The 13,960-nt window shown below is 66.6% G+C and carries 11 protein-coding genes; 5 read left to right on the forward strand and 6 right to left on the reverse strand.

Annotated features, from left to right (window positions below; genetic code table 11):
• Nucleotides 1-137 precede the first annotated feature (137 nt).
• Together WH265_RS06670 and WH265_RS06675 are read right to left on the reverse strand one after the other, a co-directional pair.
• A complete protein-coding gene (locus tag WH265_RS06670; RefSeq protein ID WP_312989054.1) occupies nucleotides 138-536 on the reverse strand; it encodes a group II truncated hemoglobin in 399 nt (132 codons plus the stop codon).
• A 108-nt stretch (nucleotides 537-644) separates the two neighbouring features.
• The gene (locus tag WH265_RS06675; protein ID WP_339557743.1) at nucleotides 645-3,161 is read right to left on the reverse strand and encodes an ABC transporter permease; all 2,517 of its coding nucleotides are present in this window, start codon (nucleotides 3,159-3,161) and stop codon (nucleotides 645-647) included.
• Nucleotides 3,162-3,470: 309 nt separating this feature from the next.
• On the opposite strand from WH265_RS06675, the gene WH265_RS06680 reads away from it, so the two are divergent.
• Nucleotides 3,471-4,496: a sensor domain-containing diguanylate cyclase gene (locus WH265_RS06680; protein ID WP_027010803.1), complete on the forward strand. Its 1,026-nt coding sequence runs from the start codon at nucleotides 3,471-3,473 to the stop codon at nucleotides 4,494-4,496.
• Nucleotides 4,497-4,529: 33 nt separating this feature from the next.
• Here WH265_RS06680 and WH265_RS06685 read toward each other — a convergent pair whose 3' ends face one another.
• The 4 genes from WH265_RS06685 to apbC form a co-directional block, all read right to left on the reverse strand.
• Nucleotides 4,530-4,769, reverse strand: a complete 240-nt coding sequence (locus WH265_RS06685; protein WP_339557744.1) for a hypothetical protein — start codon at nucleotides 4,767-4,769, stop codon at nucleotides 4,530-4,532.
• Between the two features lie 47 nt (nucleotides 4,770-4,816).
• On the reverse strand, nucleotides 4,817-7,108 hold the full coding sequence (locus tag WH265_RS06690) for an FdhF/YdeP family oxidoreductase (RefSeq protein WP_339557745.1): 2,292 nt from the start codon (nucleotides 7,106-7,108) through the stop codon (nucleotides 4,817-4,819).
• An 84-nt stretch (nucleotides 7,109-7,192) separates the two neighbouring features.
• Nucleotides 7,193-8,158 (reverse strand): LysR family transcriptional regulator, encoded by a 966-nt coding sequence (locus WH265_RS06695; RefSeq protein ID WP_339557746.1) that lies wholly within the window; start codon nucleotides 8,156-8,158, stop codon nucleotides 7,193-7,195.
• On the reverse strand, nucleotides 8,158-9,249 hold the full coding sequence (gene apbC, locus WH265_RS06700; RefSeq protein ID WP_339557747.1) for an iron-sulfur cluster carrier protein ApbC: 1,092 nt from the start codon (nucleotides 9,247-9,249) through the stop codon (nucleotides 8,158-8,160). Before apbC ends, WH265_RS06695 begins: the two co-directional genes overlap by 1 nt.
• Nucleotides 9,250-9,357: 108 nt before the next feature.
• Between apbC and WH265_RS06705 the strand changes: the two genes are divergently transcribed.
• The 4 genes from WH265_RS06705 (at nucleotide 9,358) to WH265_RS06720 (ending at nucleotide 13,957) form a co-directional block, all read left to right on the forward strand.
• Nucleotides 9,358-9,936 carry a restriction endonuclease gene (locus tag WH265_RS06705; protein ID WP_339557748.1) on the forward strand — a complete coding sequence of 193 codons (579 nt, stop codon included), beginning with the start codon at nucleotides 9,358-9,360 and terminating at the stop codon, nucleotides 9,934-9,936.
• Between the two features lie 83 nt (nucleotides 9,937-10,019).
• Complete coding sequence (locus WH265_RS06710; RefSeq protein ID WP_339557749.1) at nucleotides 10,020-11,285, forward strand: patatin-like phospholipase family protein; 1,266 nt, start codon at nucleotides 10,020-10,022, stop codon at nucleotides 11,283-11,285.
• Nucleotides 11,286-11,408: 123 nt separating this feature from the next.
• Nucleotides 11,409-13,559, forward strand: a complete 2,151-nt coding sequence (gene metG / locus WH265_RS06715; protein ID WP_339534444.1) for a methionine--tRNA ligase — start codon at nucleotides 11,409-11,411, stop codon at nucleotides 13,557-13,559.
• A gap of 5 nt (nucleotides 13,560-13,564) precedes the next feature.
• Nucleotides 13,565-13,957 (forward strand): hypothetical protein, encoded by a 393-nt coding sequence (locus WH265_RS06720; RefSeq protein WP_339557750.1) that lies wholly within the window; start codon nucleotides 13,565-13,567, stop codon nucleotides 13,955-13,957.
• The last annotated feature ends 3 nt before the right edge of the window (nucleotides 13,958-13,960 follow it).

A 13,960-nucleotide genomic window follows, 5' to 3' on the forward strand; every position in this document is an offset into this window, starting at 1 on the left:
ACCAGCGTGGACGTTGCATTTTGCGAACCCGGTGCATGACAGAAGTCAAGAAATCAGGTAATGGGCGGCGGGCCGCCCGCGGCAGACGGGGCGCTGCACAGAATGCCTGCGCAACCCAGCAGCGGCTCGGGTCTGGGTCAGCGGTTGCGCATCCAGTCCGCAGTCTGGAAAAAGCTCTGGCCCAGGCGGCTGCGCAGTTTCTCATCGACGCCGACATCGCCCATCGCCTGGTCCATGCAGGCCAGCCACTGGTCGCGCTCCAGAATGCCGATCGAAAACGGCATATGGCGCATGCGCAGGCGCGGGTGGCCAAAGCGCTGCTGGTAATGGTCGGGGCCGCCCAGCCAGCCGCAGAGAAACCAGAACAGCTTGTCGCGCGCATCCTGCAAGCTGCTGCCATGGGCGTCCCGCAATTCCTTGTAGCCGGGCTCCAGGTCCATCAGGTCATAGAAGCGGTCCACCAGCGCCCGCACTTGGTCCTCGCCGCCGATCCATTCAAAAGGGGTGTCAAACGGGGGCTTTTCTTCGATGTGCATAGAGGGCTCTCAGGGTACGCAGGGGCAGAGGATCAGGCAGCGGGCGCTGCGCCTGCACAGCGCCCACAGTCCTGTCACCCGCGATATTACCGCTCTATGGCGCAGCATTCACACCGCTTCGCGCAAAGTCACGACGACCGGGCGGCGCAGCACCTCGCGCAGGCCCCACCAGCCTGCCACCAGCGCCAGCAAGGCGCCACAGGCGCCGCCGGCCAGCGGCACCCACCAGCGCGGCACCCAGACAAAGTCGAACACAAACTGGGCCAGTGCCCAGCCAATGGCCATGGCTACCACGCTGGCCAGCACGCCGGCGAGCAGGCCCACACCGGCCAGCTCGGCGCGCTGCACCTGCTGGAGCAGCTGGCTGCGCGCGCCCACGGCCCGCATGATCGCATACTCGCGGGCGCGCTCTTCGCGCGTCGCGGTGATCGCGGCAAACAGCACCACCAGGCCGGCGGCCAAGGTAAAGCCAAACAGGAACTCCACCGCGCGGATCACCTGGTTGAGCACCTGCTGGAGCTGGGCCACGGTGGCGCGCAGGTCCACATTGGTGATGTTGGGAAACTCGCGCACCAGGCCATTGTCAAAGCCCGCCGTATCGGGCGCGCGGTAGGCGGCCAGGTAGGTGACGGCCACCTCGTTCATCTGCGCGACCGGGTACATGACAAAGAAATTCGCGCGCATCGAGCCCCAGTCCACCTTGCGCAGGCTGGTGATCGTGCTCTCGTGCTGCACGCCGCCCATGTCAAACAGCAGGCGGTCGCCCATCTTCAGGCCCAGGGTTTCGGCAATGCCCTCTTCGACGCTGACGCCACCGGCCTCGCCCGGCGTCCACCGGCCCTGCACGATCTGGTTGTGCTCCTGCAGCACATCGCTGTGGGAGATATTGAACTCGCGGTCGACCAGGCGCTTGGCGCGGTCTTCGCTGTAGTCGCCCGGGCCCACATCCTTGCCATTGATCTGGATGAGGCGGCCGCGAATCATCGGGTACCAGTCCCATTTGTCGATGCCGGCCTGGCGCAGGCGCTGCTGGAAGGCATCGGCCTGGTCCGGCATGATGTTGATGACAAAGCGATTCATCGCATCGGGCGGCGTAGTCTGGCGCCAGGTCTGGATCAGGTCGGTGCGCAGCAGCACCAGCAGCACCAGCGCCATCAGGCCAACGGCCAGGCTGCTGACCTGCACCACGGCAAACCAGGGCCGGGCGGCGACCTGGCGCGTGGCCAGCAGCAGCCAGCGCGGCGCCGTGCGCTCATTCACCATGCGGCGCAGCAAGCTGATGGCCACGGCGCTCAGCAGGCCAAACACCACAATCGCCATCGCAAAACCGCCCACCGCAATGCCGCCCAGCTTGGCATCACCGCTGACCAGCAGCAGCATGGCCGCAAAGCCCAGCACCCCCAGCAGCAGCACCGAGGCCGAGGCCGGGCGCAGCGCCCCCAGGTCACGGCGCAGCACGCGCAGTGGTGGCACCTGGGCCAGCTGCAGCACGGGAGGCAGGCCAAAGGCCAGCAGCAAGGTCATGCCCATGCCCACCCCCATCACCAGCGGCCAGCCACTGGCAGCGGGCAAGGTGACGGCCAGCAGGCCCGCCATCAGCCAGACAAACAGGTAGTGCATCGCGTAGCCCAGCGCCACGCCCAGCAGGCTGGCGGCCAGGCCGACGATGACAAACTCGACCACATAGGCGCCGGCAATGGCGCGCTGGGCCAGGCCCAGCACGCGCAGCAATGCCGCGCCATTGAGGTGGGCGCTGGCAAAGGTGCGCGCGGCCAAGGCCACGGCCACGGCCGACAGCAGCGCGGCCAGCAAGGCCACCAGGTTCAGGAACTTCTGCGCGCGCTCCAAGGTTTGCTCCATCTCGGGCCGGCCGCTTTGCAGCGACTCGATGCGCACGCCATGGCTGTGGGGCTGGGCCACTTCGGTCTCGGACCATTGCAGAAACTGCGCTGCTGCTGCGGGCTCACCGGCGACGGCAAAGCGGTACAGCAAGCGGCTGGCCGGCTGCACCAGGCCGGTGGCGGCCAGGTCGCTCCAGTCCAGCATCACGCGCGGAGAAAAGCCCAGAAAACCGGCGCCCCGGTCCGGCTCGATCGTCAGCACCCGGCCAATCGTGAAGCGCTTGTCGCCCAGCCACAGCACCGAGCCGGTCTTGAGGCCCAGGGCCTCGATCAGGCTCGGGTCCACCCAGACTTCGCCGGGCGCAGGAATATCGCGCGTCGGCGCATCGGGCTGGCCGGCAGCCGGAGCCGTGCGCAGGCTGCCGCGCAGCGGGTAGCCGGCCTGCACGGCCTTGAGACCCACCAGGCGCGTTTCACCGCCATCGGCATCGTCCGAGCGCGCCATCGTCGGGAAGGTGACCGTCGTCACACCCTGCAAACCCAGCGCCTGGGCCTTGTCGGCAAAGGCCGCTGGCGTGCTGTTGTCGCTCACCACCACGACGTCGCCGCCCAGCAGCTGGCTGGCATCGCGCTGCAGCCCCGCTTGCAGGCGGTCCGAGAAAAAGCTCACCGAGGTCAGCGCGGCCACCGCCAGCGCCACCGCAACCAACAAAAGCCGCAGCTCACCGGCACGCCAGTCGCGCAGCAATTGGCGCCAGCCCAACGCAAAAAAGTTGTGTTTCATGCAGCAAACATAACTGATGCGCGTTTACCCCCAGCCCTTGCCGGATTTCCCTGCGGACCAGCGGCCGCCCACGCCCAGCAAAAGGCCTGCTGCAAGCAAGGTCATGACAGCACGAACCAGGCGCCGCCACAGCCTGTTGAGGGGAGAAACACCACGGCACGCCCTCAGGCACAACGCGGCCATCCACGCTTGCCCCCTGGCCGGCAGATTTTGTAGACGCGCTCTGGTGCCGCCATTGAAAGAGATCATCCCCAAGCGGCCGATTGCGAGTTACGATATGAAACAGTAATCTCTCAACGAGCCATTCCTATGCAAGCCTTGATTTCACAATTGGGCCAGACGTTTGCCAAAGCTCGCAGTCTGGAGGAGCTGACGCGCCCCCTGCTGGAGATGCTGCAAAAAGTCACCAGTCTGGAATCCACCTACCTCACGCGCATTGACCTGGGCCAGCGTGTCCAGCAGGTGCTGTTCGCGCGCAACACCCAAAGCCTGCAGATTCCCGAGAACTTGAGCGTGCCTTGGGAAGACACCTTGTGCAAACGCGCGATCGACGAGAACTGCCTCTACACCGACGATGTCGGCCAGATCTGGGGCGACTCGCAGGCCGCGCAGGCGCTGGGCATCCAGACCTATGCCAGCACACCGGTCCACCTGTCGGACGGTGCGCTCTACGGCACGCTGTGCGGCGCCAGTGCATCACGCAAACCGCTGCAACGCGATACCCAGGATGTCATGCGCCTGTTTGCCCAGTTCCTGGGCCAGCAGGTCGAGCGCGAGCAGTTGCTCATCCAGATCCAGGTGCAAAACGAAGAGCTGCAGCGCCTGGCGCGCACCGATGCGCTGACCGGCCTGCCCAACCGCCGCGCACTGATCGAGCAGCTCGACCAGCTGCAGGCCATTGCCCGCCGCCAGGAGCGCTATGTGCTCGTAGGCATGATCGACATGGATGGCTTCAAGGCCATCAACGACGGCTATGGCCATGAAGCGGGCGACCGTTTCTTGCAGCTGCTGTCCGACCAGATGCGCGAGGCCATGCGCGGCTCGGACCTGATCGCCCGCCAGGGCGGCGATGAGTTCGTTTTTGCCGGCCTGGGCCCCCACCTGCACGAGCCGATTGCGCCGGCGCTGAACGAAACACAGGCACGCCTGTTTGCCAGCACCCGGGCCGAGTCGCTGTGCCTGGGCCAGGGCGTGAGCCTGAACTACACCGGCGCCAGCGTGGGCCTGGTGGCCGTCACGCCGGGCACCCATGCCGATACTGCATTGCAGCAGGCCGATCTGGCCATGTACCAGACCAAGCAGGCGCGCAAAGCCCGCCACCCGGTTGCGGCCTGACCTGGGCAACCACCAGAGGGCCTGAGGCGGCCCTCAAGCCTCGCTGGTCTGCGCCGCAGCCGCTGCGCCGGCCGCCGTCAGCGCCAGCATCCAGCGCCCCTCCACCGCATGGGACTGCACCCACGTAGGCTGCTGGGCCTGCTCCAGCAGCAGGTTGAGCATGGTCAGCTCACGCAGCAGGCTGCTGGCAGCGGCATCCAGGTGCTTGGCGATGCGCACCAGCGGTACCGCCTGCCCGGTGCGGGCCTGCTCCTGTGCCAAAGCTTTGAGCATGCGCTGCGCCAGCGGCGATAGGGCGGGTGCGGCGTTCTGCCCGCCCATCACTGCGGCGCCTGGCCGGGCTCCAGCACCACGGGGATCGATTTGGAAGTGGGCGTGCCGGCATGCGCGGCCACGGCCGACAGCGGCACCAGCGGATTGGTCTCCGGGTAGTAGGCGGCGAGGTTGCCACGCGGAATGTCATAGGCCACCAGCTTGAAGCCCTCGACACAGCGCTGCTGGCCATCGTCCCAGACGGTGCGGATATTGACCCAGTCGCCATCGGCCAGGCCCAGCGCGCGGATGTCATCGGCATGGATGAAGACCACCCGGCGCTGGCCAAACACGCCCCGGTAGCGGTCGTCCATGCCATAGATGGTGGTGTTGTACTGGTCGTGCGAGCGGGTGGTCAGCAAGGTGAACACCTGCTGGTCACGCAGCCGCGCACGCGCCCGGTGCGTGGGGGTATCGACCGGCACCGCATGGGCGTGGAAGCTGGCCTTGCCGCTGGCCGTGGTCCAGATGCGCTCGCTGGCCGTGTTGCGCAGCCGAAAGCCTCCGGGCACGGCTACGCGCTGGTTGAAGTCGGCAAAATCGGGGAAGACCTTGGCGATCTCATCGCGGATCAGCGCGTAGTCGGCGGCCAGCGCCAGCCAGTCCACCCGGCTGCGCGTGCCCAGGGTGGCATGGGCCAGGCGCGCCACAATCGCCGGCTCGGACAGCAGATGCGCCGAAGCCGGCGGGTTCATGCCCATCGACAGGTGCACCATGCTCATCGAATCCTCCACCGTCACGCCCTGGGGCTGGCCGTTTTGCAGGTCGATCTCGGTGCGGCCCAGGCAGGGCAGCAGCAGGGCCTCGCGGCCATGGACCACATGGCTGCGGTTGAGTTTGGTGGTGACCTGCACGGTCAGCGCGCAGCGCTGCAGGCCTTTCCAGGTTTCATAGGTATCAGGGGTGGCCGCAGCAAAATTGCCCCCCAGTGCAAAAAACACCTGGGCCTGGCCATCGCGCATGCTGGCAATGGCGTCCACCGTGTCCATGCCGTGGGCGCGGGGTGGCGCAAAGCCATAGACCTCCTGCAGCCGGTCGAGCAAGGCGGCTGGCGGCTTTTCCCAAATGCCCATGCTGCGGTCGCCCTGCACATTGCTGTGGCCGCGCACCGGGCACGGCCCCGCTCCTGGCCGGCCGATATGGCCGCGCAGCAGCAGCAGGTTCAAAATCATCTGGATGGTGGCCACCGAATGCGCATGCTGGGTAATGCCCATGCCCCAGCAGGCAATCACCTTGTCCGCGCCCAGGTAGACCTCGGCGGCCGCCCGCATCTGCGCTTCGCTCAGGCCCGATTCCTGCGCCAGCAGCGCCCAGTCTTCAGCCTGCAGGCTTTGCGCCAGCGCCTCAAAGCCGGTGGTGTGCGCAGCGATAAAGGCGTGGTCGAGCACACCGCCCCGCGCCGCCTCCTGCTCCAGCACATGCTTGAGCATGCCCCGCAGCGCTGCCAGGTCGCCGCCCACACGCAGCTGAAAGTAGTGCGTGCTGATCGGGCTGGAGCCCAGGGTCGCCATCTCCAGCTTGTCCTGCGGATCGGCAAAGCGCTCCAGCCCGCGCTCGCGCAAGGGGTTGAAGCTGACAATGCGCGCGCCGCGTTTGTGCGCCTCGCGCAATTCGCCCAGCATGCGCGGGTGGTTGGTGCCCGGGTTCTGGCCAAAGATGAAGATCGCATCGGCCTCTTCAAAATCCGCCAGCGTCACCGTGCCCTTGCCCACGCCGATCTGCTCACGCATCGCCGAGCCGCTGGGCTCGTGGCACATGTTGGAGCAATCGGGGAAGTTGTTGGTGCCGTACTCGCGCACAAACAGCTGGTAGAGAAAGGCCGCCTCGTTGCTCGCCCTGCCTGAGGTGTAGAACACCGCCTGGTCCGGGCTGGGCAGCGCGTTCAGGTGCTGGGCGATCAGCGCAAAGGCATCGTCCCAGGCAATCGGCAGGTAGTGGTCGCTGGCCGGGTCATAGACCATGGGCTGCGTCAGCCGGCCCTGGTCCTCCAGCCAGAAATCGCTGTGCTGGGCCAGCTCGCGCACGCTGTAGCGGGCAAACAGCTCGGGGCCCGCGCGCCGGGCCGTGGCCTCGGCGGCGACGGCCTTGACGCCGTTCTCGCAGAATTCGAAGGTCGAGGCATGGTTGCGGTCGGGCCAGGCGCAGCCCGGGCAGTCAAAGCCATCGGGCTGGTTGGCCGACAGCAGCGTCTTGGCACCCTTGAGCGCGATGTCGTGGTGCAGCAGTGTGTTCTTGACACTGTTCAAAGCGCCCCAGCCACCGGCTGGGCCTTTGTAGAAGGCGATTTTTTGTTCTTGCATGGCAGGGGCTCGGTGTAGCCCTGCATTTCAACCCGCTGCCCGCTGGCCGTCAAATTCAATGCGGCAATGCCAGCATTCGACAAACTATGGCTGGGGTGGCGGCGCAACTGCGGCCAAAGCCCCGGCATGCTGCAGGCACTGCTGCTGCCATTCGTCCTGCGCCATCAGCGCGCGCGCCGCCTCCATCGCGGGCATGGCCTGCTGGGATTGCTGGTAGAGAAAGGCGACTTCGCTCTCGACCACCGGCTCCACCAAGGGCCAGGCGCGTAGGCCCGGCGTGTGCCGCACGGTGGCCAGCACGGCGCCGGGCACAATGCTGGCCATCTGGCCCTCGCCTACCGCCTGCAGCAAGGCCTGGACGGAATTGGTCTCCATAGCAGGCTGCACCAGCACGCCGACGGCCAAAAAGCTGCGCTCCACGATCTGGCGGTTGTGCATATCGGGCGTCAGCAGGCACAGCGGCTGCTGCGCGGCCTGGGCCCAGCCCAGCGGCTCGGCCGCATGCAGGGTATCGGCCACGCAGGCCGGTGCTGGCGCGGACTGCAGCAGGTAGTAGTGCTCCTGGTACTGGGGCGCGCAATGGGTGCGCGGGCGGCGGATGCGGTCGCTGTAGCCCAGCGCCAGGTCCAGGCTCAGCTCTTCGAGGCCGCGTTCAATATCGGGCGAACTCATCGCATGCAGCGCCGGCACCAGGCCCGGGTGCTGGCGGCGCAGCAGGCTGGCAAAGCGCAGCAGCATCGGCATGGCCGTGGGCACGGCCGCCATGCGCAGCTGCCCTTGCAGCTGGCCCGCCTGGGCGGAGAGGCGTTGGCGCAGGCGCGCCTCGCTTTGCAGCATCTCCAGGCCGGTTTGCAGCACCTGCTCGCCCTCGGGCGTGAAGCCGGCAAACACCCGGCCCCGGCGCACGATGGCCACGCCAAACTCGGCCTCCAGCGCGCGCAGCGCATTGGACAGGGCCGGCTGGGTGATGTGGCAGGCCTGGGCTGCCCGCGCGAAATGGCCATGCGCATGGAGCGCGGCCAGGTAGCGCATGGCAGCGAGCAGGTTCATCAGGTGTTGCTGCTCACGGAGATGGTCGGGAACTTCGACGAGAAGTCCTTGGCCTGCTGCGCGATCTTGACGGCGATGCTGCGGGCCACCTGCTTGTAGATGGCGGCCACCTCGCTGTCGGGCGCCGCCACCACGGTGGGGGTGCCGCTGTCGGCCTGCTCGCGGATCTGCATCGACAGCGGCAGCGCACCCAGGTAGTCCAGCTTGTAGTCGGCTGCCATGTGCTTGCCGCCATCGGCGCCAAAGATATGTTCCACATGGCCGCAGTGGGTGCAGACATGCATGGCCATGTTCTCGATCACGCCCAGGAGCGGCACGCCCACCTTCTCGAACATCTTGATGCCCTTGCGCGCGTCGAGCAAGGCAATGTCCTGCGGCGTGGTGACGATCACCGCACCGGTCAGCGGCACGCGCTGGCTCAGGGTCAGCTGGATGTCGCCGGTGCCCGGTGGCATGTCGATCAGCAGGTAGTCGAGGCCGGCCCAGTTGGTCTGGCGCAGCATTTGCTCGAGCGCCTGCACGGCCATAGGCCCGCGCCAGATCATCGCCTGGTCCTGGTCGACCAAGAGGCCGATCGACATCACCTGCACGCCATGGTTGAGCTTGGGCTCCATGGTCTTGCCATCGCTGCTCTCGGGCTTGCCGTCCACGCCCATCATCATGGTCTGGCTGGGGCCGTAGATATCGGCATCCAGCACGCCGACGCTGGCGCCCTCGGCCGCCAGGGCCAGCGCCAAGTTGGCGGTGGTGGTGCTCTTGCCCACGCCGCCCTTGCCCGATGCCACCGCAATGATGTTCTTCACGCCGGGAATCAGCGGCACACCGCGCTGCACCGCATGCGTGATCACCTTGTTGCTGATGCTCACCGAGACGTTGTCCACGCCCGGCACCGTCTTGGCCGCGGCCACGAACTGGCTGCGCAGCTGCGGCACCAGGCTTTTGGCGGGGTAACCCATCTCCACCTCAAAGGCGACATCGCCGCCATGGATCTGGAGGTTGCGCACGGCACGCGTGCTGACAAAATCTTTGCCCGTATGCGGGTCTTGGACGCTGGCCAGCGCGGCCAGTATCGTTGGTTCGGTCACTGTCATCGTGTTTTCTATTCCTGAGACAGCAATAAGTCTAGCGAACCGCGCTTGCCCTTGCGAACCAGCGACAATCTGGGCTTTTCCCCTGCACCTCTTGAAAGACCTGCACCCGTGAAACTGAAAATGGCCGAGAACTCCGTGTTTGCGATCTTGCTGCGCTCGTCGTGGTGGATCAGTGTGGTGGTCGGAGCCATCATCGTGGTGCTGTGCCTGGCGCTGCTGCCCAAGGACATCCGCTTTGTCGGCGCCGCCGGCAGCCTGCCTTTCCTCGTGATCGGCGCCATGGCCGCCAAGCGCCAGTGGAGCCAGCCCAGCGCTGCGGCCACCGAGGCGCTGCTGGCGCAGGCTGGCGCCATGTCCGGCCGCGATCTGCAGGCCTGGCTGAGCCGCGCCTGGCAGGCCGAGGGCTACACCGTCACCCCCGTGCAGCAAGGCGCAGCCGATCTGCAGCTGGCGCGCAACGGCCAGACCACGCTGGTACAAACCAAGCGCAGCAAGGCCGGCGTGCATGGCATCGAGCCGCTGCGCGCGCTGCATGACGCGGCCAGCCAAGCGGGCGCCGCCAGCGTCTATGTGCTGCTGCAAGGCGAGCTGAGCGACAACGCCCGCCTGTTTGCCCGTGACCAAAAAATCGTGCTGCTGCAGAACCTGGAGCTCGCGACCTTGCTGAAAAAGGGCGCGGCGCGCTGATGCAGCGGTGCCTGTGCCCGCAGTAGCGGCTGGGCGACAGAGCCGCTTGGCGAAGGCCTGCAGTTTCGGCTATGGTGCAGGCCATGTCGCCCGCTCTGCACTACAGCCCCCATTCCGCGTCCACCGCCATCGTGCTCTCAGGCGGCGGCGCGCGTGCCGCCTACCAGGTGGGGGTGCTGCAGGCGCTCTCGCGCCTGCGCCAGAACGCCGGGGCCGACCATGAACCCACGCCCTTCCCCATTGCCGTGGGCACCTCGGCCGGCGCGATCAATGCCGCAGGTCTTGCCTGCGGCGCCGACCATTTCGACCTGGCCGTGCAGCGCCTCTCGCGGGTGTGGCGCAATTTCTCCACCAGCCAGGTCTACCGCGCCGATGCCTTTGGCGTGATGCGCAGCGGCGCGCGCTGGCTGAGCCTGTTGACGCTGGGCTGGGCGCTGACGCGCTGGCACCACAGCAAACCGCGCTCGCTGCTGGACAATGCGCCGCTGCTGGAGCTGCTCCAGGCCGAGCTGCCGCTGGAGAAAATCCCGCACCTGCTGCACAGCGGCAAGCTGTCGGCGCTGGCGATCACCGCATCGAGCTACACCACTGGCGAGCACATCACCTTCTATGAAGCCGGCCCGCATGTGCCTGCCTGGTCGCGCACGCAGCGCCGCGCCATCCAGGACCGCATCAGCCACCAGCACCTGATGGCCTCCTCGTCGATCCCCTTCATCTTTGCGCCCGCCGAGCTGATGCTGCGCGGCCAGTACAACTACCTGGGCGATGGTGCGATGCGCCAGACCGCGCCGCTCGCCCCAGCCGTGCACCTGGGCGCCCAGCGCATCGTCGTCGTCGGCGTGGGCCGCTCGCACGAGGTGCTGAACCTGCCCCAGGGCGAGCACCCGCCGTTCCCCTCGCTCGCCCAGGTGGCCGGCCATGCGCTGTCCACCATCTTTCTCGATGCGCTGTCGGTCGATGTGGAGCGGGCCCAGCGCATCAACCACACCTTGAGCCTGGTCCCCGAGGCCGAGCGCGCCCGCAGCGCGCTGCGCCCGCTCGATCTGCTGGTGATCACGCCATCGCAGTCGCTCGATGCGTTGGCGCTGGAGCACCTGCAAGAACTCCCCACGCCGGTGCGGGCACTGCTGGGCGCGATGGGCGTGTCCGTGCACAGCCAGAACGTGGGCAGCGCGGCGCTGGCGAGCTACCTGCTGTTCGAGCCGGGCTACACCCGGGCGCTGATGGCGCTGGGCCGGGCCGACACCATGGCCCGGCGCGACGAGGTCTGCGCCTTTTTTGGCTGGGGCAGCCACGCAGCCGGCCCCGCCAATCCCCTGGTCGCGCGATCCGGCCCCGTAAGCGCCTAGAATTGCTCGGTTCTGGAGCGCCTTCGCGCGCGAGGGCTGGCAGCACGCCGCCCTCCCTGTGACCAGAATCCGCAACGGCCACCGGCCTGCGTCCTCTCTGTGATTAGAAAGTTCCGCAACCCTATGTCTCAACGAAAGATTTTCGTCACCACCGCCCTGCCGTATGCCAACGGCAACTTCCACATCGGCCACATCATGGAATACATCCAGGCCGATACCTGGGTGCGTGCGCAGCGAATGCAGGGCAATGCGGTCAACTTTGTCGGTGCTGATGACGCCCATGGCGCGCCCATCATGATTGCCGCCGAAAAAGCCGGCAAGACGCCCCAGCAGTTTGTTGCCGACATCGCCGCCGGCCGCAAGCAGTACCTCGACGGCTTCCACATCGGTTTTGACAACTGGAGCAATACCGACAGCCCCGAGAACCACGCGCTGTCCAAGCAGATCTACCTGGACCTGAAGGCCGCCGGCTTCATCGAGACGCGCACCATCGAGCAGTTCTTCGACCCCGAGAAGAACATGTTCCTGCCTGACCGCTTCATCAAGGGCGAATGCCCACGCTGCCACGCCAAGGACCAGTACGGCGACAACTGCGAAGTCTGCAGCTCCGTCTATGCGCCCACCGACCTGATCAATCCCTACTCGGCGCTGTCCGGCGCCAAGCCGGTGATGAAGAGCTCGGAGCATTTCTTCTTCAAGCTGTCCGACCCGCGCGCAGTCGAGTTCCTGACCACCTGGACCCAGGACGGCCAGCATGTGCAGCCCGAGGTGGCCGCCAAGATCAAGGAATGGTTTGGCGTGCGCACCAACCCCGATGGCTCGACCAGCGAAGGCCTGGACGACTGGGACATCTCGCGCGATGCACCCTACTTCGGCATCGAGATCCCCGATGCACCGGGCAAGTACTTCTACGTCTGGCTCGATGCGCCCGTGGGCTACCTCGCCTCGCTCAAGGAGTTGCTGGGCAAGCGCGGCGAAGACTACGAGGCCTACATGGCTGACCCGGCGCTCGAGCAGTACCACTTCATCGGCAAGGACATCATCACCTTCCACACCTTGTTCTGGCCTGCGATGCTGAAGTTCAGCGGCCGCAAGACCCCGACCAAGATCTGCGTGCATGGCTTCCTGACCGTGAACAACGGCGAGAAGATGAGCAAGAGCCGGGGCACCGGCCTGGACCCACTCAAGTACCTGGCGCTCAAGATGAACCCCGAGTGGCTGCGCTACTACCTGGGCGCCAAGCTCAATGGCAAGAACGAGGACATCGACTTCACGGCCGAAGACTTCATGCTGCGCGTCAACTCCGACCTGATCGGCAAGTACGTGAACATCGCCTCGCGCGCTGCCGGCTTTATCAGCAAGCGCTTTGAAGGCCGCCTGGGCGCGGTGAGCGTCGATGGCCAGGAGCTGCTGGCGGTGCTGCGCGCGCAAAAGGAGGCGATTGTGGCCGCCTACGAGGTGCGCGACACCGCCCGTGCGGCCCGCGAGATCATGCTGCTGTGCGACAAGGTCAACAGCTATGTCGATGCCAACAAGCCCTGGGAGCTGGCCAAGAAGGAAGGCATGGAGCAGCGCCTGCACGATGTCTGCACGGTCTGCATCGAGGCCTTCCGCATCCTGACGATCTACCTCAAGCCGATCCTGCCTGGCATCGCCGCCGAAGTGGCGAACTTCCTGATCGTGCCGCCCGAGCAATTTGGCGACGTGGCCAAGCCGCTGGGCGCTGGCCACCAGATTGGCGTCTACCAGCACCTGATGCAACGCGTGGACCCGCTGCAGCTCGAAGCGCTGTTCGAGACCCCTGCCAGCCAGGAAAAGGCCGCCGCTGCTGCAGCGCCTGCCAAGGCCAAGAAGGCCGAGAAGAAAGCCGAAGCCGTGGTGGACCCGAATGCCCCCGGCGGCGAGCCGCTGGCCGAGACCATCGGCATCGACGACTTTGCCCGCATCGACCTGCGCATTGCCAAGATTGTCGAGTGCAAGGCCGTCGAAGGCTCGACCAAGCTGCTGCAGCTGACCCTGGATGTCGGTGAAAAGGGCGAGGACGGCCAGCCGAAGATGCGCAATGTGTTCAGCGGCATCAGCAGCATGTACACGCCCGAGCAGCTGCAAGGCAAGCTCACCGTGCTGGTCGCCAACCTGGCGCCGCGCAAGATGAAGTTCGGCATCTCCGAAGGCATGGTGCTGGCCGCCAGCCACGCCGACGAGAAGGCCCACCCTGGCATCTATGTGCTCGAGCCCTTCCCCGGCGCGCTGCCAGGCATGCGCATCCACTGATCTGCATGGCCGCTGACCGCCGCCTCTTGAAGCCCCTGCGCTCCGTAGCCGCAGGGGCTTTTTACTGTACCTGCGCATCGCTGCTGGGCGGCTGCAGTGTGGTGACCGTGGGCGCCGCCGCCGTCAGCGTGACCGCGACTGCCGTGGGGCTGGTGGCCGATGCAGCGGTGGGCACGGCCAAGGTGGTGGGCAAAGGCGTGGGCAAGGCCTATGACATGGCCACCGGCGAGGAGCAGGACAACAGCGGTATTACCGTGCGCTACCGCGAGCCCCGGCCGGGCGAGACCTTCCCGCCGCAGCAGCCCAGCGAGCCAATGCAAGCGGCAACGCCAAGCCAGCCAGTGCCGCCAGCCAAGCCTGCAGAGGCGCCGGAAACCGCCATCCCCAGCGGCCCCTGAAGC

The sequence above is a fragment of the Comamonas sp. MYb396 genome, assembly GCF_037479555.1.
Classification (GTDB): domain Bacteria; phylum Pseudomonadota; class Gammaproteobacteria; order Burkholderiales; family Burkholderiaceae_C; genus Comamonas.

What these genes read in the sequence shown, in the direction of transcription:
- WH265_RS06670 (WP_312989054.1), bottom strand. Translation starts at nt 536, where the DNA reads ATGCACATCGAAGAAAAGCCCCCGTTTGACACCCCTTTTGAATGGATC.
- WH265_RS06675 (WP_339557743.1), bottom strand. Translation starts at nt 3,161, where the DNA reads ATGAAACACAACTTTTTTGCGTTGGGCTGGCGCCAATTGCTGCGCGAC.
- WH265_RS06680 (WP_027010803.1), top strand. Translation starts at nt 3,471, where the DNA reads ATGCAAGCCTTGATTTCACAATTGGGCCAGACGTTTGCCAAAGCTCGC.
- WH265_RS06685 (WP_339557744.1), bottom strand. Translation starts at nt 4,769, where the DNA reads ATGCTCAAAGCTTTGGCACAGGAGCAGGCCCGCACCGGGCAGGCGGTA.
- WH265_RS06690 (WP_339557745.1), bottom strand. Translation starts at nt 7,108, where the DNA reads ATGCAAGAACAAAAAATCGCCTTCTACAAAGGCCCAGCCGGTGGCTGG.
- WH265_RS06695 (WP_339557746.1), bottom strand. Translation starts at nt 8,158, where the DNA reads ATGAACCTGCTCGCTGCCATGCGCTACCTGGCCGCGCTCCATGCGCAT.
- apbC (WP_339557747.1), bottom strand. Translation starts at nt 9,249, where the DNA reads ATGACAGTGACCGAACCAACGATACTGGCCGCGCTGGCCAGCGTCCAA.
- WH265_RS06710 (WP_339557749.1), top strand. Translation starts at nt 10,020, where the DNA reads ATGTCGCCCGCTCTGCACTACAGCCCCCATTCCGCGTCCACCGCCATC.
- metG (WP_339534444.1), top strand. Translation starts at nt 11,409, where the DNA reads ATGTCTCAACGAAAGATTTTCGTCACCACCGCCCTGCCGTATGCCAAC.
- WH265_RS06720 (WP_339557750.1), top strand. Translation starts at nt 13,565, where the DNA reads ATGGCCGCTGACCGCCGCCTCTTGAAGCCCCTGCGCTCCGTAGCCGCA.